15 protein-coding genes are annotated in these 18,702 nt (G+C 72.5%); 4 read left to right on the forward strand and 11 right to left on the reverse strand.

Annotated elements, in window-relative coordinates; translation table 11 throughout:
• Nucleotides 1–12 precede the first annotated feature (12 nt).
• The 3 genes from IE248_RS04140 to IE248_RS04150 form a co-directional block, all read right to left on the reverse strand.
• On the reverse strand, nucleotides 13–1,116 hold the full coding sequence (locus tag IE248_RS04140; protein ID WP_229895113.1) for an alpha/beta hydrolase: 1,104 nt from the start codon (nucleotides 1,114–1,116) through the stop codon (nucleotides 13–15).
• 72 nt (nucleotides 1,117–1,188) lie between these two features.
• Nucleotides 1,189–1,896, reverse strand: coding sequence for a LuxR C-terminal-related transcriptional regulator (locus IE248_RS04145; protein ID WP_008739574.1), 708 nt, complete (start codon nucleotides 1,894–1,896; stop codon nucleotides 1,189–1,191).
• The gene (locus IE248_RS04150) at nucleotides 1,893–3,197 is read right to left on the reverse strand and encodes an ATP-binding protein (protein ID WP_073794739.1); all 1,305 of its coding nucleotides are present in this window, start codon (nucleotides 3,195–3,197) and stop codon (nucleotides 1,893–1,895) included. Before IE248_RS04150 ends, IE248_RS04145 begins: the two co-directional genes overlap by 4 nt.
• A gap of 131 nt (nucleotides 3,198–3,328) precedes the next feature.
• On the opposite strand from IE248_RS04150, the gene IE248_RS04155 reads away from it, so the two are divergent.
• Entirely contained in the window at nucleotides 3,329–4,657 is a 1,329-nt protein-coding gene (locus IE248_RS04155) for a PspC domain-containing protein (RefSeq protein ID WP_190029964.1), read from the forward strand.
• On the forward strand, nucleotides 4,644–4,868 hold the full coding sequence (locus IE248_RS04160) for a hypothetical protein (RefSeq protein WP_037791967.1): 225 nt from the start codon (nucleotides 4,644–4,646) through the stop codon (nucleotides 4,866–4,868). The genes IE248_RS04155 and IE248_RS04160 overlap by 14 nt, the downstream gene beginning before the upstream one ends.
• Here IE248_RS04160 and IE248_RS04165 read toward each other — a convergent pair.
• The 4 genes from IE248_RS04165 to guaA all read right to left on the reverse strand — a co-directional run bounded on the left by IE248_RS04165 (nucleotide 4,814) and on the right by guaA (nucleotide 9,193).
• Nucleotides 4,814–5,305 (reverse strand): DoxX family membrane protein, encoded by a 492-nt coding sequence (locus IE248_RS04165; protein ID WP_008739580.1) that lies wholly within the window; start codon nucleotides 5,303–5,305, stop codon nucleotides 4,814–4,816. The genes IE248_RS04160 and IE248_RS04165 overlap by 55 nt on opposite strands.
• Before the next feature lie 19 nt (nucleotides 5,306–5,324).
• A complete protein-coding gene (locus IE248_RS04170; RefSeq protein WP_174261718.1) occupies nucleotides 5,325–6,581 on the reverse strand; it encodes a hypothetical protein in 1,257 nt (418 codons plus the stop codon).
• A 102-nt stretch (nucleotides 6,582–6,683) separates the two neighbouring features.
• Nucleotides 6,684–7,445 carry a class II aldolase/adducin family protein gene (locus IE248_RS04175; RefSeq protein WP_190029965.1) on the reverse strand — a complete coding sequence of 254 codons (762 nt, stop codon included), beginning with the start codon at nucleotides 7,443–7,445 and terminating at the stop codon, nucleotides 6,684–6,686.
• Nucleotides 7,446–7,606: 161 nt separating this feature from the next.
• On the reverse strand, nucleotides 7,607–9,193 hold the full coding sequence (guaA, locus tag IE248_RS04180; protein ID WP_037798048.1) for a glutamine-hydrolyzing GMP synthase: 1,587 nt from the start codon (nucleotides 9,191–9,193) through the stop codon (nucleotides 7,607–7,609).
• A gap of 338 nt (nucleotides 9,194–9,531) precedes the next feature.
• On the opposite strand from guaA, the gene IE248_RS04185 reads away from it, so the two are divergent.
• A complete protein-coding gene (locus IE248_RS04185) occupies nucleotides 9,532–10,737 on the forward strand; it encodes an RNA-guided endonuclease InsQ/TnpB family protein (RefSeq protein ID WP_190029966.1) in 1,206 nt (401 codons plus the stop codon).
• Between the two features lie 268 nt (nucleotides 10,738–11,005).
• Nucleotides 11,006–11,266: a chorismate mutase gene (locus IE248_RS04190; protein WP_073773758.1), complete on the forward strand. Its 261-nt coding sequence runs from the start codon at nucleotides 11,006–11,008 to the stop codon at nucleotides 11,264–11,266.
• 94 nt (nucleotides 11,267–11,360) lie between these two features.
• On the opposite strand, the gene IE248_RS04195 is transcribed toward IE248_RS04190, so the two are convergent.
• From IE248_RS04195 to IE248_RS04210, 4 genes are all read right to left on the reverse strand, one after another.
• Entirely contained in the window at nucleotides 11,361–13,019 is a 1,659-nt protein-coding gene (locus IE248_RS04195; RefSeq protein ID WP_190029967.1) for an LAVTG motif-containing sortase-dependent surface protein, read from the reverse strand.
• Between the two features lie 189 nt (nucleotides 13,020–13,208).
• Nucleotides 13,209–15,032, reverse strand: a complete 1,824-nt coding sequence (locus IE248_RS04200; RefSeq protein WP_190029968.1) for a GMC oxidoreductase — start codon at nucleotides 15,030–15,032, stop codon at nucleotides 13,209–13,211.
• A gap of 26 nt (nucleotides 15,033–15,058) precedes the next feature.
• Nucleotides 15,059–16,690: a succinic semialdehyde dehydrogenase gene (locus tag IE248_RS04205; protein ID WP_073794685.1), complete on the reverse strand. Its 1,632-nt coding sequence runs from the start codon at nucleotides 16,688–16,690 to the stop codon at nucleotides 15,059–15,061.
• Nucleotides 16,691–16,793: 103 nt separating this feature from the next.
• Nucleotides 16,794–18,587, reverse strand: coding sequence for a serine/threonine-protein kinase (locus tag IE248_RS04210; RefSeq protein WP_190029969.1), 1,794 nt, complete (start codon nucleotides 18,585–18,587; stop codon nucleotides 16,794–16,796).
• Between the last annotated feature and the right edge of the window lie 115 nt (nucleotides 18,588–18,702).

An 18,702-nucleotide genomic window follows, 5' to 3' on the forward strand; every position in this document is an offset into this window, starting at 1 on the left:
GGGCCCCGGCGGCTACGGCGTCTTGACCACCGTGCCCAGCCACTCGAAGGTCTGCGGCAGCTGCCGCGTCCAGGTGTCCATGTTGTGGCCGCCGCCCACCTTCTCCGCGTGCACCACCGTCGGCGCCTTCGACACGGCGCCCAGGTCGAGCCCGGACAGGTAGCCGTCGTGCTCGGCGCCCGACATCCACAGCGCCACCGCGGGCGGGGCCGGGGCGGCCTTCATGAGGCTGACCAGGTTGTGGCTCTTGCGCGTCCGCGGGTCCTTGGCGATCAGCGACGTGGGCTCCTGGCCCGGGTCGTTGTAGCCGGACAGCGAGACGGCGGCGCTGTAGCGGTCGGGGTGGGCGATCGCCAGCTTGGCGGCGCAGTAGGCGCCCGCCGAGTAGCCGGCCACGCCCCAGTGGCGGGCCTCCCCCGACGCGCGGAAGTTGTCGGTCACCATCTTGCGGACGTCGACGCTGAACCAGCTGTCCGCGTTGACCTTGCCCGGGATGTTGGCGCAGCCGGTGTCGGTGTCCCCGAGCAGCATGGCGCGCGGCGACACCAGGATGAACGGCTGCACCTTGCCGCTCTTCATCAGCGGCTCCAGCTTCTCGTGGGCCTTGAGCCCCTGGAACCAGGACTTGCCGGTGCCGGGGATGCCGGGGATCAGCTCGACGACGGGGAACGTGCGGTCCTTCCACGCCGGGTCGTCGTACTGCGGCGGCAGCCACACCATGACGTCGCCCTTGACCCCGGAGATCTTCCCGTCGAGCTCGGTCTTGCGGACCCGCCCGCCGAGGCCGTCGACGGCGGTGAACTCCTGGAGGACCTTCGGTTCGGCCTCCACCTTCTTGCCGCCGAGGCCGTCCGCGCCGAGGTCGTGGGCGGCGGTGACGTACTTGCCGGTGCCGAACAGGTCGGCCCAGGAGGTGTAGAAGTTCTGGTCGTTGTTGATGCCGACGAAGACCAGCGCGATGGCGGTCGCCTGGGCGAACAGCAGCATCAGGGCGCGGGTGGCGAGGCGTACGACGGCGGGCCCGCGCACCCTGGCCCACAGGGCCAGCGGCAGGACGACGGCCACCACGGCCAGGGCGATCACCGTCGCGAAGAGGGGGGTCCCCGTCAGACTCATCACACCCCCCAAGAGGAGCGTGCGGTGCGGCCCGGTTGCCCGGGCCGCGTGCGTCGTGGATCACAACGGTGATCAGACCAGCCGGCGCGCCGTCGCCCATCGGGTGAGCTCGTGCCGGTTGGACAGCTGGAGCTTGCGCAGCACCGCCGAGACGTGCGATTCGACCGTCTTCACCGAGATGAACAGCTGCTTGGCGATCTCCTTGTACGCGTACCCGCGCGCGATCAGCCGCAGCACCTCGCGCTCGCGCTGCGTCAGGCGGTCCAGGTCCTCGTCCACGGGCGGCGCGTCCGTCGAGGCGAAGGCGTCGAGCACGAAGCCGGCCAGCCGGGGCGAGAACACCGCGTCCCCGTCCTGGACCCGGAAGACGGAGTCCACCAGGTCGGTGCCGGTGATGGTCTTGGTGACGTACCCGCGGGCGCCGCCCCGGATGACCCCGATGACGTCCTCGGCGGCGTCCGACACCGACAGGGCCAGGAACCGCACCGGGTGCTCGGCCGCCGACATCAGCGGAGCGCAGCGGCGCAGCACCTCGACCCCGCCGCCGCCGGGCAGGTGCACGTCGAGGAGCACCACCTCGGGGCGGGTGGCGGTGATGACGGTGACGGCCTGGTCGACGTCGGCGGCCTCGCCGACGACCTCGACGCCGGTGCGGGCGGTCTCGCCGATCTCGGCCTGGACTCCGGTGCGGAACATCCGGTGGTCGTCGACGAGCACCACCCGGACCCTCCTGGCCTCCGGTGTCCCCGCACCCGAACCGGTCGTGGTCTCCTCGGTCATGCTGTGTTCGCCGCCCTCTCCATCTCCAGCTCGACTTCCGTGCCGCCGCCGGGCGCGGACCGCAGTCGTGCGGTCCCGCCGTTGCGCTGCATCCGGCCGATGATCGATTCTCGTACGCCCATGCGGTCGTCGGGTACCGCGTCGATGTCGAATCCCGGTCCCCGGTCCCGTACGGACACGAACACCGTCTGCCCCTCCACTTCGGCGTAGACCTGGACGGGCCCGCTCTCGCCACCGTACTTGGCGGCGTTGACCATCGCCTCGCGCGCGGCCTGCACCTGCGCGGACAGCCCGTCGTCGAGCGGGCAGTCGCCGACGACGACGACCTCGATCTGGACCCCGTGGTGGTCCTCGACCTCGGCGGCGGTCTTCTTCACGGCCTCGGCGAGCGTGGTCGGCTCCTCGGCCTCGTCCTTGCCGGTGCCCTCGGGCTTGTAGAGCCAGTTCCGCAGCTCCCGTTCCTGGGCCCGCGCGAGCCGGCGCACCTCCCCGGCGTCCTCCGCGCCCCGCTGGATCAGGGTGAGGGTGTGCAGCACGGAGTCGTGGACGTGGGCGGCGACCTCGGCGCGCTCCTGGGCGCGGATGCGCATCAGGCGCTCCTCGGAGAGGTCCTGGGTCATCCGGATCAGCCAGGGTCCGGCGAGCAGGGCCACGCCGACGAGGACGGCGAGGGCGGCGGTGAGTACGTTGCCCAGCTGGGCGGCGGAGCCCCGTACGACGATGAAGACGGTCAGGCCGACGCCGACGAGCGCGACCCCGGCGAGGCCCCGGCCGATCTGGAGCAGCCGGGCGTGCCGGCCGGCGGCGGCGCTCCAGTGGGCGCGGCGGGCGTTGTCGGCCTGGCGCCACACGAGCACGACGCCGGCGCCGACCAGCAGCGTCGGCCAGATGTAGCGGCCGCCGGCGCCGCCGGCCTGCACCTTGGCGCTGAAGATCGCGACGCCGACGCACAGCGCGATCAGGGCGGTGATCTGCCCCTTGGCGGGCTTGCGCAGCCGCAGGCTGCCGTCGGCGCGGGTTTCGAAGAGGGAGCGGTGTCCGCTGCCGCCGCCGACGCCGAGCGGTACGAACACCCAGAACGCGGCGTACAGCAGCACTCCGAGGCCGTCCCCGAACATGAACAGGCCGAGGAAGGCGAGCCGGACCCAGATCACCGGCAGCCCGAGGTGCCCGGCGAGCCCGCGCGCGACACCGCCGAGCATCCGGCCGTCGGCGCTGCGGTAGAGCTTGCGCTGCGGGGTCTCGGTGTTCTCGGGCGGAGCCTGTGGGTGCGGGGGGCGGGACGCGGCTGCTGCGGGCATGTCACCGATGGTCACACGCGCGAGGGGCGCCGGGCATCAGGGCATCCCCCCAGTCCGCCCCGGGGGATATCAGGGTCGTACCAGGGTCGGGCCCGGTGCCGGGGGGCGGCGGCGGCCGTCACGATGGACACATGACCGACGTTCACGGTGCCCCGGTGGATCCCGGGCCCCCCTCGACTCCCGACGGGCGACCGCCCCTGCGGCGCGGCAGGCGCGACAAAGTCCTCGCGGGCGTGTGCGGCGGCCTGGGCCGGTACTTCGACCTGGACCCGGTGATCTTCCGGATCGTGCTCGGCGTGCTGGCCGTGACGGGCGGCATCGGCCTGATCTTCTACGGCTTCGCGTGGCTGCTGCTGCCCCTGGAGGGCGAGGAGGACAGCGAGGCGAAGAAGCTGCTCACCGGCCGGGTCGAGGGCGCCACCCTGGCGGCGGTGTTCGCGGCCCTGATCGGCTGCGCGCTGTTCCTGTCGATGCTGGACAACGGCGGGCTGGGGGTCTTCTCGGCGCTGGTGATCGTGGCGGTCGGCGCCGGGGCGTACGGGTCGCAGCGCGGCCGCGCCGCACGGCCCCCGCAGGCGCCGGCGGCCCCGGCGGCGCAGCGCACCGCACAGCGGGCCGCGCACAGTCCGGCGCCTCCCGAGACGCAGGCGCCGCCCACCCCCGGCGGCCCGTCATGGTGGCGGGACCCGCTGGTCAAGGACGGCACGACCGGCCCGGTCGGCTCGTCCGGCTACCTGTGGGGCCCCGACGACGACGTGGCTCCGGCCGCCGCCCCCGGCGTCCCGGCGGAGGCCCGGGAGCGGGTCCGTACCCCGGCGGCGCCCCGGGGCGGCATCGGCGGCCGGCTGTTCGTCCTGGCGGTGCTGGCCGGGGGCGTCGCCACCGCCTCGGTGTGGCACGGCAGCGCGCTGGGGCACGCCCTCCAGATCGGTCTGGCCACCACGCTGGCCGTCTTCGGCCTGGGGCTGCTGGTCAGCTCGCTGAAGGGCCGTACCGGCTTCGGCACCGTCCTGCTCGCGATGATCACCGCCGGGCTGCTGGCGGGCGCCTCCGCGCTGCCCCGCGAGATCGGCACCGACTGGCGGTACGTCGAATGGCGCCCGGCCGCGGTGCAGGACGTACGGCCCGCGTACGAGGCGGGGACGGGGCTGGCGACGCTGGACCTGAGCCGCCTGGACGTCCCGAAGGGCGCCACGCTGAAGGTCCGCGCCGGCATCGACGCGGGGCGGCTCAAGGTGATCGTGCCCCGGGAGGTCACCGCCCGGGCCGACATCGGCATCCGCAGGCTGGGCGACGTACAGCTGCCCGGGGAGCGCGAAGAGGACGTACGGGTCCGCAGCGGGGGCGAACAGCGGCAGGTGACCCTGCCGCCCGCCGCCGGCACCGAGGCCGGCGGGACGATCGAGCTGCACCTCGCGGCGGGTGTGGGACAGGTGGAGGTGGCCCGTGCGGCGTCATGAGTTCCAGCCCGGACGGCTGATCGCGGGGCTGGTCCTGCTCGCGGTGGGCGTGCTCTACCTGCTCGACGCGACGGGCCGGGCCGATCTGCCCTGGTACGCGGTCGTCCCGATGGCCGCGGGCGGGCTCACGCTCGCCATGCTGGTCGGGATGACCACCTACGCGGTGCGCCGGGACCGGCGTGACCGGATCAGCGAGTCCAGCGAGAGGTAGGGCGCCCCGGCGAGGATCAGCGGGGTCCAGGCCATCAGGTAGACCAGGTCGTTGCCGTAGTAGTACGGGGTGACCGCCCAGGAGACCGTGAGCCACAGGCTGAGCGCGATCAGCGCCCCGCCGGTGGCCGCGATCCGGGTCAGCAGACCGGCGAGGGTACCGAGGCCGACCAGCAGTTCCCCGACGGCCAGGGCCACGGCGAAGCCGACGGGCGCGTTCAGGGCCGTGTCGACCAGGGCCGGGACCGCCGAGGTGTCGCGCACCCCGCGCATCAGCTCGCCGATGGAGCCGGGGCCGTCGGCGGACAGGAACGCGGAGTCCGTCAGCTTGTCCAGGCCGGCGTAGACGAAGGTCACTCCGAGGAAGATCCGCAGCGGCAGGAGGGCGTGCCTGGCGGCTCGTTCCCTCAGCCCGGAAAGTACGTCAGTTCGGGTCACGGGACCATGTGTACCCCGATCACTCCGCCACGTCGATGGTGCAGCGGTTGGATTCCACTCCGGCGGCGGTGACCACCTGGACGTCGACGCGGCCCGGTTCCACTTCGGCGGGCACCAGGACGGTCAGCACCGCGTCGGAGGGGTTGGTGAATCCGCCCGCCACCGGAACCAGCGGCACGTGGACGTGGACCGCCCCGATCCGGACCACCAGCCGGGCCAGCATCTCCGGCGTCTGCGCCCCGGGCGGCACGAACCCGACGCCCCGGATCTCGATGTCGTCCCCGGGCCGGACGGCCGCGTCCAGGTCCCCGGGCTCCCGTCTGCGCACCACTGACAGCACGAGCGGGCGGCTGCCCTCCGCGTACTTGGCCGCCAGGTACACCGCGGCCGACAGCGCGACCAGCAGCGCCAGCGCCCACGGCAGCTGCGGCAGCCGGTCCGGGAACCGGGCCAGCGACACCCCCGCGTAGACCACGACGACGGTGGAGACCAGCACGTACTGCGCGTCGGGGAAGCTGCCGCGCCCGGCGTCGTCCGTCAGCAGGTCGGCCCCGCAGGGCCGGTCCGCGGGCAGCTTCTGCAGCTTCTGGCTCATGATCCGTACGCAGACCACGCGGCGCACCAGCACCGCCACCCCCGAGGTCAGCGCCACCACCGCCAGCAGCGGCAGCGCCCGCCCGAGCGCGAAGCCCTGGTACAGCGCCTGCCGTTCGGGCCCCGGCGAGGACGCGGCCAGCCGCAGGGCGGGCAGCAGCGCGGCGAACGCCGTCAGCACGAGCCAGGCGCTGGGCACCGCCTTCGAGGTGGACAGCCGGTTGTCCTCGCCGACGATCGGGGCCAGCAGCCCGCCGCGCAGCGACTGCGCGCGGGCGGCGACCGTGAGCAGCCCGGCCAGCACCAGCGCGGCGAGCAGCCCGGCGGTGCGGGCGGTGGACCAGCCGGTGCCGAGCGCCGCGCCGACCTGCACCACCAGCAGGGTCCCGGCGGCGATCCACACGGCGAGCACGGCCCGCCGGGAGAACAGGTACAGCCAGGAGGTGCCCGCCTCCCGGCCCCGGTCGGCGACGGTACGGGCCGACAGCGTCAGCTCGTCGGAGACCCACTGCCGGGACGCGCCGAGGGAGTGGGCGACGGCTGCGGGCAGCCCCTGCCCGGCGGCGAACTCGTCGCGCTTCTCCAGGAACGCGGCGACCGCGCGCCGGTGACCCACCCGGGCGCACACCTCGCAGAGGCAGGCGGCGGTATGGGTACCCCGGGACATCTCTTGGACAGCCACGTACGTGCCGCCTCTCTGAACTACGGTGCGATGCCAGCGAATTGTGCACCACTGCGGCAGTGTTCCGGATTGCGCACGATGTCAGAGCAGGTGATTAACCGTTCATGATGTTGACGCCACCGTCTGCCACAGCGGCTGGCAGTTCACCCAGGCCGCCAGATCGGAGCCGAACCGCTCCCGGGTGGCGAGCGCCGCCCGATGGCCGATGAGCTGCGGTTTCCCGGCCGCGCCGGCCGTCAGCTGCACCCGCGCCGCCCGTTCCGCCGCGACGAACCACCACACCGCGGCGTCCACGGAGTCCCCGACGGTCAGCAGCCCGTGGTGGCGCAGGACCAGCGCCTTGTACGGGCCCAGGGCGCGGCCGATCGTGGGGGCGTCCTCGGGGCCCGTGTACGCGTCCACGAGCGCGTGGTCCTCGTAGAAGGCACAGGCCTCGTGGGTGACGGGGGCCAGCAGTTCGCCGAGGGCCGCCAGCGCCCTGCCGTACGGGGCCTGCGCGCGCACCACGGACACCACCCCGGGGCGCTCCCGGTGCACGGCCGCGTGCAGGGCGAAGGCCAGCTCGTTGACCCGGCGCTCCCCCTCCAGGACGCGGCCGTCCCCGTCGACGAGCAGCAGCTCCCCGGGGGTCAGGCCGGCGAAGGCCCGCCCGAAGGGGTTCACCCAGTAGCAGTCCTCGAACTCCGGGTCCCGGGCGGTGACGTGCCCGGCCACCCCGTCCTCGTACCCGAGCCGGCCCAGCAGCCGCAGCGCCCCGGCGAGCCGCTCCTTGCGGTGCGCGCGTTCCTCGGCGGCGGTGGCGAACACCGGCGGCATCTCGAAGCCCAGCCGCTCCACGGGCACGGGTACGGGTCGCTCGGCCATGGCCCCTCCTTCAGGTCGCGGCTCCGGGCCGCGGCGCAAGCTACCGGCGGCCGGCCGAAGAGGCCATACGCACGACGAAGCCGCCGCTCCCCGGGGGGAACGGCGGCTTCGTCACGGGCGGCGGGGCCCGGTGCGGGACCGGGCGCCGGGCCGGGTGGGGACTACTCCCACTCGATGGTGCCCGGGGGCTTGCTCGTGCAGTCCAGGACCACGCGGTTCACGTCCGCCACCTCGTTGGTGATGCGGGTCGAGATCCGGGCGAGCACCTCGTACGGCATGCGCGTCCAGTCGGCGGTCATCGCATCCTCGGACGAGACGGGGCGCAGCACGATCGGGTGGCCGTAGGTGCGGCCGTCGCCCTGGACGCCGACGCTGCGGACGTCCGCGAGCAGGACGACCGGGCACTGCCAGATCTCGCGGTCCAGGCCGGCCGCGGTGAGCTCGTGGCGGGCGATGGCGTCGGCCTCGCGGAGCAGGTCCAGGCGCTCCTTGGTGACCTCGCCGACGATGCGGATGCCGAGGCCGGGGCCGGGGAAGGGCTGGCGCTGGACGATCTCGTCCGGGAGGCCGAGCTCCTGGCCGACCATCCGGACCTCGTCCTTGAACAGCTGGCGCAGCGGCTCGACGAGCTCGAACTCGATGTCGTCGGGGAGGCCGCCCACGTTGTGGTGGGACTTGATGTTGGCGGTGCCGGTGCCGCCGCCGGACTCGACGACGTCCGGGTACAGGGTGCCCTGCACGAGGAAGGCGACCGCGGGGCCGTCCTCCTGGAGGATCTCCAGCTGGGCCTGCTCGAAGACACGGATGAACTCGCGGCCGATGATCTTCCGCTTGGTCTCCGGGTCGGAGACGCCGGCGAGCGCGTTCAGGAAGCGCTCCTGGGCGTCGACGACCTTCAGCTGCACGCCGGTGGCGGCGACGAAGTCCTTCTCGACCTGCTCGGTCTCGCCCTTGCGCATCAGGCCGTGGTCGACGTACACGCAGGTCAGCTGGGAACCGATGGCCTTCTGCACGAGGGCCGCGGCGACCGCGGAGTCCACGCCGCCGGAGAGGCCGCAGATGGCGCGCTTGTCGCCGACCTGCTCGCGGATGGCCGCGATCTGCTCCTCGACGATGTTGCCGGTGGTCCAGGTGGGCTTCAGGCCGGCGCCGCGGTAGAGGAAGTGCTCCAGGACCTGCTGGCCGTGCGTGGAGTGCATCACCTCGGGGTGGTACTGCACGCCGTACAGCTTCTTCTCGTCGTTCTCGAAGGCCGCGACCGGGACGACGCCGGTCGACGCGGTGACGGTGAAGCCCTCGGGAGCGGCGGAGCAGGCGTCGCCGTGCGACATCCACACCGACTGGTTCTCGGGGGTGCCCTCGAACAGGGTGGAGCCGGGCTTGGAGACGGCGAGCTGGGTACGGCCGTACTCGCGGGCGCCGGTGTTGTCGACGGTGCCGCCGAGGGTGACCGCCATCAGCTGGAAGCCGTAGCACATGCCGAAGACGGGGACACCGGCCTCGAAGATCGCACGGTCCAGCTGCGGGGCGCCCTCTTCGTACACGGAGGACGGGCCGCCGGAGAGGATGATCGCCTTGGGGTTCTTGGCCAGCATCTCGGCCACGGGCATGGTGCTGGGCACGATCTCGCTGTAGACCCGTGCCTCGCGGACGCGGCGGGCGATGAGCTGGGCGTACTGGGCGCCGAAGTCGACGACGAGAACCGTGTCCGGGGCGCTGTCGTGGGTGGCGGAGGTGGCTTCTGGCACGGGGCAGGCCTTCCGGCGGAAGAGGGGGTTGTTCTGTCGATTCTAACGGGGGCCGGGCGGGCCTCTTCGTCTCACCATCCGAGTGCAAGGCCACGCCGGTGCGCCCGTCAGGCCGTACCGGGTGTCAAGGAGCCGGTAGCGCACGGTTGATCAAGCCCTGTGCGCCCGCGCCGGAGACGGCAGATTCGCGCAGCGTCTCCCGGCCCTGAGGTGATGGGCGACGCTGCCGGTGAATGCGGCCGGGGCTCCGTCTGCCGGGGTTCCGTGGCGGTCGCTCGTTCGTGTGGGCCGTAGAGGTTCCGGGAAGGCGAGCGGACTCGCGCCGCTAGCTTGGGCGTATGGCGGCAGTGGGGGACTCCGGGGTGACGGCCGGGTATGCCCGGTACACCTACCGCCTGCGCGTGTCGCCCACGGCCCGATCGGCTCTGCTGTCGGAGTGGGATCGGGGCCGCTGGGTGTGGAACCAATGCGTCGCCGAATCCCGGGCGGCGCACAAGGCCGGCAAGAAGTGCGGACCAGCAGCTCTGGACAAGTTGCTGACCGGCTGGCGCAGCAGGCACGAGTGGCTGCGTGCCGGTGGCAGTGTGCCGCAGCAGCAGGCCGTCCGGGACTTCGCCAAGTCCCGCGCCAAGGCCTTGAAGGACATCCAGGCCCGGTTGCCGGTACGGCAGCGGGCGGGCATGCCCCGCTTCAAGAGGAAGGTCTCGGCTGACCTGACGCTCAACTACACGCGGCACGGCTTCCGGTTGAAGGGTGGCGGTCTGCACCTCGCCGGAGGCATTGCCCTGACGGTGGTGTGGTCGCGGGATCTGCCTGCCGAGCCCTCCAGTGTCCGGATCTACCGCGACGGCCTCGGTCACTGGTACGCCTCCTTCGTCGTCCCTGCACAGGTACAGCCGCTGCCCACGACCGGCACCGTGATCGGCATCGACTGGGGTGTGAAGGAGACCGCGACCACCACCAGCGACGATCACGACCTCCCGCATCCCGAGCACGGCAAGAAGGGGTCCGCGAAGCTGGCCAGGTACCAGCGGATGATGGCTCGCCGGCGGCCAAAGCGGGGACAGGCCGCATCAAAGGGCTTCCGCGACGCGAAGCGGCAGGTCGCGAAGATGTACAAGAAAATTGCCCGGCAGCGCCAGGACACCGCCCGCAAATGGGCCAAGCGCGTCGTGATGCGCTTCGATCAGATCGCTGTGGAGGACTTCCGGCCGAAGTTCCTCGCCAGGTCCACGATGGCGCGGAAAGCCGCGGACGCGGCGATCGCAGCAACCAAGGCCGAGCTGATCAGCATGGCGCGCAAGCACAGCCGGATCCTCCACCTCGTGCACCCGGCGCACACCACCAGGGACTGCGGGCAGTGCGGAGCGAGAACCAAGCACGCACTTCCCCTGTCAGAACGTACGTATACGTGCACGGCGTGCGGAGCCGTTTCTCCCAGGGACAAGAACTCCGCACGCGTCATGCTCGTCCGGGCAGGTCTCGACCCGGCTGGCGCTGATCGCGGAAGACCAGACGGACCGCCGGTTCGCCAGGCAGCGTGAGTCAGGAATCCCATTCCTACGGGAGGGGAGGATCTCAACATCCGAACCGGGTTGGCCGGGGGCGCCGGGGAGGGTGATAATCCGTCCGTGCGCAAGCAGCTGAGCTTCCTCTTTACCTATGGCACCGGCCGGTCCGGTCGCCATGGGTCATCGTGATGCTCGCTTGAGCCGCTGACTTCCCAGAGCGCCCCGGTCCGACAGGACCGGGGCGCTCCGCGTTTCCGCTCCCGTCGGCCGGTCCCCTTCGCCGCGACCCACAGGAGAGACCATGACCGTCACCACCACCCCCGAGCAGCTGATCGCCGGTTCCCGCGAGCGCATCGACGCCATCGACGACCGGATCATCGGGCTGATCCAGGAGCGGATGGCCGTTTCGACGGTGATCCAGGAGGCCCGGATCACCTCGGGCGGCCGCCGGGTGCACCTGTCGCGCGAGATGGAGGTGCTGTCGCACTGGAGCGACGCCCTCGGCAAGCCCGGGACCACGCTCGCGATGACCCTGCTGGAGCTGTGCCGCGGCCGGGTGTGAACCGCCCTCCCCGCGAACGCAGCGGCCGGCCCGGGGCGTCCCGGGCCGGCCGTTGCGTGGTGCGGGGAGGGCGGGCCTCCCCCGCGTTACGTCGTCACGCGCTCCCGGTGTCGCGGCGGCGGACCGCCACGAACAGCAGGCCGCCCGCGGCGACCAGCACGGCCGCGCCGAAGGCGACCGGGCCGACGGAGCTGCCCGTCGAGGCGAGGTTGCCGTTGGCCTTGGGGCCCGTACCGGTGACGGCCGCGGTGGTGGTCACCGAGGCGGAGGGGGACGGGCTCGTGGAGGAGCTCGGCTTCGGGGTCGGGCTGCCGGTCGAGGAGGTCGGGCCCGGCGTGGGGCCAGCGTCCCTGGCGTTGATCACGAACGCGGCCTTGTCGTTGGCCTTGTTCGGGTCGAAGCCCTGCACCTGGATGCCGTCGGGGGCCCAGCCGTCGACCGTGACGGAGCCCTTGGCGTCCGCCACGACCTTCTCGATCTTCAGCTCGAACGGGTAGGAGACCTTCTCCTGCTCGCCCAGCTCGGAGTCCGTCCAGCAGAAGTAGCGCGGGGCGCCCGCGTTCTGCTTGCGGCTCGTTCCGTCGGCCTCGACGCCCTCGCAGCCCGCGGGGGCCTTGATGACCTTCGCGCCCTCCGGGATCACGATGTCGGTACGGGCGACGCCCGAGCCGAGGTGCGCGTAGGACACCCAGGCCGGGCCCTTGTTCCGGAAGCCGAGGTCGGCCCGGACGGTGTCGCCGGCCTTGCCCTTGAGGGACACGGCGTCGGCCGCGAGGTCGGCGCTGTTCTTGGCCTCGAAGTCGAACTCGTGCCGGTTGTTGCCCGGGTCGAGGTCGGCGCCCGGGCGCAGGGCCGCCTTGGCCGGCGTCCGCTCCGTGACGGCCAGCTTCTTGCCGGTGCCGGCGGTGTTCTTGCCCAGCTGCTGCCGGGCGGCGGGCTCCTTGCCCTCCTTGCCCGCCGCGTTCACGGAGTAGACGATGCCGTCGTGGAAGGCGTGCGCGGCGGCCTTGAGGGTCAGCGCGCCGGAGACCTCGTAGACCGCGCCCGGCTTGAACTCCCCGTCGAGGAGGCAGACCGTGCCGGTGGTCCAGTCGGACACCTTCTCCACCGAGCAGTTGTCGTACTTCTCGACCAGGTCCATGCCGTGCGTGGTGTCGATCCGCAGCGCGACGCCGCCCACGGACTCCGTGCCGGCGTTGGCGAAGACGATCGGCAGGCCCTGGGTGTCGCCGGGGTTCATCTTCGCCTTGAGCGCGGCCTTCTCCAGCACCAGGTCGGGGCCGCCGACCTTGACCCTGGTGGTGGCCTGCTTGAAGGTGGCGCCCTCGGTCTTGCCGGTCATCGTCAGATCGGCGCTCGCGCCGAGCTTGCTGTCCTTGGCGGCGCTGAGTTCCAGGGTCACGACCTCGCTGGCGCGCGGGTAGAGCCCTTCCGCTGCGCAGGTCACCGCGGTGGCGGTCTGCGTGCAGCCCTGGCTGTGGTCCTTGAGGAGCGTGACGTCGGCGATGCCCTTGAAGGCGCTCAGGTCGATCGTGAAGGTGCTCCGCTTGTCGAAGACCGTGCCGGTGGTGTTGTCGACGCGGAATTCGACGGTGGTCTTGTGTGCGTCCCCGCTCGGTCCGGGGTGCGGACGCAGGCCGACCTCGGCCGGACCGCTGAGCGTGAAGACGGGGTCCGCGGCGTGCGCGGGGGTGGTGGCCAGACCCAGTGCCACCAGGCCGCTCGCGGCCAGCAAAGAGATGCGCTTTCTCATGCCCCCCTTGACCCCCGAACGTGCGTCGCAGTTGCCCGTCCCACCATGTGACGGACACCACAGGACGCCTCGCCCGACTCCGGTACAACCTTCCGCCGTGACCGCCTGTCACACCAGTAACGCGGCGGGTACCGCGCTCGGAGGGGGAGCGCGGTGCCCGCCGCCGTCATGTCCGGGTGGAGGTGGCCGTCAGAGCTCCGCTTCCGGTGTGCGCGGGGGCACCTCCGGGACGGCCAGGAACGGCAGCCGCAGCGCGCCGAACGCCTCCTTCGGGACGGCCGGACTGACCGGTTCCACCGCCGCGAGGCGGGCGTAGGCCGCGCCCTGCTGCGGCCGCGGGTCCCGCTCGCCGTTGTTCGGCCAGTACGACATCGCCCGCTCGGCCTGCGCCGTGATCGTCAGCGACGGGTTGACCCCGAGGTTCGCGGAGACCGCCGCACCGTCCACGACCGAGATGCCCGGGTGCCCGTACAGCCGGTGGTACGGGTCCACCACGCCCTCCCGCGGGGAGGCGCCGATGGGGCAGCCGCCGAGGAAGTGCGCGGTCAGCGGGGTGCCCATCAGCTCGCCGACGTTGCTGCCCGGGAACCCGTTGATCTCCTCGGCCAGCAGGGTGGCGGCCTCGGTGGCCTCCTTGATCTGCACCGGGTTCGGGGCGCCGTGGCCCTGGCGGGCGGTGAGCAGGCCCTTCCCGAGGCCGCCCGGTTTGCGGTAGGTGGTCAGGGAGTTGTCCAGGGACTGCATGACCAGGCCGATGATGGTCCGCTCCGACCAGCGCCGGTTGGACAGCGAGCGCAGCAGCTGCACGGGGTGCGTGACGGTCCGCGCCAGCCAGGCCCGGACCCGGTGCGGGGCGTAGGGCACCTGGAGGATGGTCATGAACCCCATGGCGTTGGAGCCCTTGCCGTAGCGGACGGGCTCGATGTGGGTGTCGGCGTTGGGGTGCACGGACGAGGTGATCGCCACGCCCTTGGTGAAGTCGGCGCGCCGCTCCTTGCCGGGGCCCTCGCCGTGGCGCCTGCGGTAGCGGCGGTCGTCGGTCTGCGCGCCGACGAGGCCCTCCGAGTTGGTGCGGGTCAGCTCGCCGAGCCGGTCGGAGAGGCGGGGCAGCTCGCCGCGGTCCTTCATGGTGTGCAGGAGGGTCTGGGTGCCATACGTACCGGCGGCGAGGACCACGTACCGGGCGCGCAGCACCTTCGCCTTGCCTGAGCGGCGGTGGTCGGTGGGGACGGTGCGGATCCGGTGGCCGCCGTCCGGGTGCTCGGACAGTGCGGTGACGGTGGTCATGGGGTGGATGACGGCGCCCGCGCGCTCGGCGAGGTACAGGTAGTTCTCGCCCAGGGTGTTCTTCGCGCCGTGCCGGCATCCGGTCATGCACTCGCCGCATTCGGTGCAGGCCCTGCGGGCGGGGCCGGCGCCGCCGAAGTACGGGTCGGGGACCTCCTCGCCGGCCCGGACCTTCGGCCGCTCGGCGCCTTCCCGGGCGTCCTCGCCGTCGCCGAAGAACACCCCGACGGGGGCCATGTGGAAGGAGTCCCCGACGCCCATCTTCTCGGCGGCGGCCTTGAGGTGGACGTCGGACGGGGTCAGCGTCGGGTTGAGCCGGACACCGAGCATCCGCTTGGCCTGGTCGTAGTACGGGGCGAGTTCCTCGCGCCAGTCGGTGATGGCCGCCCACTGCCGGTCCTCGAAGAAGGCCGCCGGCGGCACGTACAGGGTGTTGGCGTAGTTGAGCGAGCCGCCGCCCACGCCGGCGCCCGCGAGCACCATCACGTTGCCGAGCAGGTGGATCCGCTGGATCCCGTACAGCCCGAGGGCGGGGGCCCACAGGTAGTTGCGCAGGTCCCAGCTGTTCTTCGGCAGGCTCTCGCGGGTGAAGCGGCGGCCTGCCTCCAGGACGCCGACCCGGTAGCCCTTCTCGGTGAGCCGCAGTGCCGAGACCGACCCTCCGAAGCCCGATCCGATGACGATGACGTCGTAGTCGTACGCGTACTCGTCGGTGTTGTCCGACACTGCGGTGCCTCCCCGAGCGGTGGTGCCTAGCGGAATCGGAGCGTCTTCATGACCTTGAGGCTGCGGGTCATGAACGCCGCGTACTTCTCGTCGTCCATGCCCAGCGAGGGCGCCATCGGGAGGAGCCGCTGGTGGGCGACGGTCTGGGCCTCGGTGTACTTGAGGATGCCCTCGGAGCCGTGCCGGCGGCCGAGGCCGGAGTCCTTCATGCCGCCCATGGGGGCCTGGGCGCTGCCGTAGGCGGGCGCGTACCCCTCGTTGATGTTGACGGTGCCGGTGCGCAGCCGGGCGGCGACGGCGTGGCCGCGGCGGGCGTCCTTGGTCCAGACGCTGGAGTTGAGGCCGTACGCGGTGGCGTTGGCCCGCGCGATGACCTCGTCCTCGTCGGTGAAGCGGTAGAGGGAGACGACGGGGCCGAAGGTCTCCTCGCCGCACACCGACATGGGTGCCTCGACGCCGTCGAGGATGGTGGGCTCGTAGAAGAGCGGGCCGATGTCGGGCCGGGCGACACCGCCCGCGACGAGGGTGGCGCCCTTGGCGACGGCCTCGTCCACGTGCCGCTGTACGTTCTCCAGCTGGCGCTCGCCGACGAGGGAGCCCATGTCCGCGCCGTAGGCCAGGGAGGCGCCGAGCCGCATCGCCTTGGTCCGGGCGGCGAAGCGGGCGGTGAACTCGTCGGCGATGGAGGCGTGGACGTAGAGCCGCTCGATGGAGATGCACAGCTGGCCCGCGGAGGAGAAGCAGGCGCGGACGGCGCCGGCGGCGGCCTTCTCGATGTCGGCGTCGCGCAGGACGAGCATGGCGTTCTTGCCGCCGAGTTCGAGGGTGACCCCCACGAGGCGGGCGGCGGCGCCCTGGGCGACCTCGCGGCCGGTACGCGTGGAGCCGGTGAACGAGACGTAGTCGGCGTGGCGGACCACCTCGGGGCCGACGACGGGGCCCTCGCCGAGCACGATCTGGAACACCTCGGCGGGCAGCCCGGCCTCGATCAGCAGGTCACGGGCCCACAGGGCGGTGAGCGCGGTCTCGGTGTCGGGCTTCATGACCACGGCGTTGCCGGAGACGAAGGCGGGCAGCGCGTCGCCGACGGAGAGTTCGAGGGGGTAGTTCCAGGGCGCGATCTGCCCGACGACGCCGCGCGGCTGGCGCAGCTCGGTGACCTTGGTCAGGGTCGGGATGGCGCCCGTGTGGCCCTTGGGCCGCAGGTACCCGGGGGCCTTGCGGCCGTAGTGCCGGGCGGAGACGGCGACGGCCTGGACCTCTTCGTGGGCGTGCAGGCGGGCCTTGCCGGTCTCCAGCTGGATGAGGTCGAGGACCTCGGCCTGCCGGGACAGCACCAGGTCGTGGAAGCGGAGCAGGACGGCGGCGCGCCGGCGCACGGGGACGGCGGCCCAGGCGGACTGGGCGGCGCGGGCCTTCTCGAAGGCGGCGGCCACGTCCTCGGGGGTGGCCTCGGGCAGGTCCGCCAGCTTCTCCCCGGTGAAGGGGGTGTGGTTGGCGGTGCGGCCGGAGCCGATCACTCCGCGCGTCAGCCTGGCGACCAGCTCCGGGGTCACCACGTCGGCGGCGGTACGGGCCCCTGCCGGGGCGGGGGCGACCGGGTTGGTGGGCTCCGGTACGGCGCGGTCGGGGGCGGCGGGGGCCTGCGAGTCCGTCATGGCGGTGAGCGTATTCCGCCCGGAGGCCTTTGGGTACCCGTGGGTAACCGGATTTTGCCTTTTCCGCCAGTGAACGCTGGCAGGATGACCGGACGGCGCCGCGTCAGCTCGTCCCCTCGGGCGGCTCCCACCCGCTGAGCACCGTGTCGAACTGCTCCCGCGTCTTCGACCAGTCGGAGGCCGGACCCGACATGTACACCGCGTACTCGGTGTTGTCCGGGGTCATGTACATCTGCTCGATGGCCCGGCGCGCACCGGCCTGGGCGCCCTTCTCCGTCCAGCCGAAGTCCCACAGCGCCGCCCGCGTGGTGTCCCGGAACGAGTTCCCGTGCAGGTCGTACCGCTTGTAGTCGGAGCGCTTCTTCAGCTCCTTCTCCATCTCCAGCATGTGCGTGTACGGATTGTCGTAGTCCGCGGTCTCGTCGACGGCGATCCGGATGAAGTGCTTGCCGCCGTCCGGCGTGTAGTCGATCTGGTCGCCGTCCATCTGGCGCTTCCAGCCGTCGGGCACGAACAGCGTGAACCCGGCCGGGTCGGTGACCTTCTTCCACCCCGCCGGCGGGGTGGCCTCCTCGCCCTTCCCGGCGGCTCCGCCCTGACCCTCGGAACCGTCCGTCCGGTCCGGGGCGCTCGCGTTCTTGTCCGAGCCCGAGCCGCCCTGGCCCGTACCGCCCGAGCCGCCGTCGCCCGAGTCACCGGTGAGCTTCAGCACGCCGAACACACCGCCGCCGCCGATCAGCGCCGCCACCAGGGCGACGACCGCCGCGCGCTTGACGCGGCCGGGGCGCTCGGACCCGGGCGCGGGGAGAGGGGCCGGAGCCTGGGCATGGGCGTGGGCCGTCTGGGCATGGGCATGGACCGCGGCCGGCGCGGGCGCCGTCGCCGGAGCGGGCTGTTCGGGCAGGGCCGTCGTCGGAGCGGGCTGCTGCCCGTGCGGCGAGGACCGCGGGTCCTGGGCGTGCGGATCGTAGGGGTACGGGGCGCGGGGATCCGTGCCGGACTCGGCGGTGGCCAGTTCCCCGGCGCTCATCGCGCGGGTCGGCACGTACGCGTGCGCCGCCTTCGGCTCCCGGCCCTCCATCGCCTCCAGCAGCATCCGCTCGGTCTCCTGCGCCGCGGGCCGCTCCGCCGGGTCCTTGCGCAGCAGGGCGGTGATGACCGGCCCCAGCGCCCCCGACTGCTTCAGCGGCGGCGGCTCGTCGTTGACCACGGCCTGGAGGCTGGAGATCGGCGAGGTGCGGCGGAACGGCGAGCGGGCCTCGACGGCCGTGTACAGGGTCGCGCCCAGCGACCACAGGTCCGATGCCGTCCCCGGGGTGCCGCCCGTGACCCGCTCCGGGGCCAGGTAGTCGATGGAGCCGACGATCTCACCGGTGCGCGTGATGGACGAGTCGCCCTCGATCGCGGCGATCCCGAAGTCCGTCAGCAGTACCCGGCCGTCCTTGGCCAGCAGCACGTTGCCCGGCTTCACGTCCCGGTGCAGCACGCCCACCGCGTGCGCGGCGCGCAGCGCGCCCAGGACGTGCAGCCCGATGCGGGCCGCCTCGCGGGGCTCGATCCGGCCGGCCGACTTGGCCGCCTCGGCGAGGGAGGGACCGTCGATGTACTCCATGACGATCCACGGCCGGTCGTCGTGCTCCAGCACGTCGTGGACGGTGACCACCGCGGGGTGCTGGATCCGGGCGGCGGCCCGGGCCTCCTTCTGCGTCCGGGCGTGCAGGACGTCCCGGTCGGCCTGGGCGACGTACAGACCCGCCGTCAGTTCCTTTACGGCGACCGTCCTGTGCAGCAGCTCGTCGTGTGCGCGCCACACCTTGCCCATGCCGCCACTGCCGATGGGCTCGACGAGCCGGTACCGGCCCGCGAGCACCGCACCCGCGCCTGTCTGCTGTTCCACTGATCCCCGCCACCCTTTGCACTTGCGGCCAGATTACGGAGCCCGCGGGCGAAGCCGGAACCGCGCGGGGTCGGTGAGACCGCACTGTGACGCAATTACCGTACTTGACCGCCCG

The sequence above is a fragment of the Streptomyces goshikiensis genome (assembly GCF_014650555.1).
GTDB lineage: Bacteria > Actinomycetota > Actinomycetes > Streptomycetales > Streptomycetaceae > Streptomyces > Streptomyces goshikiensis.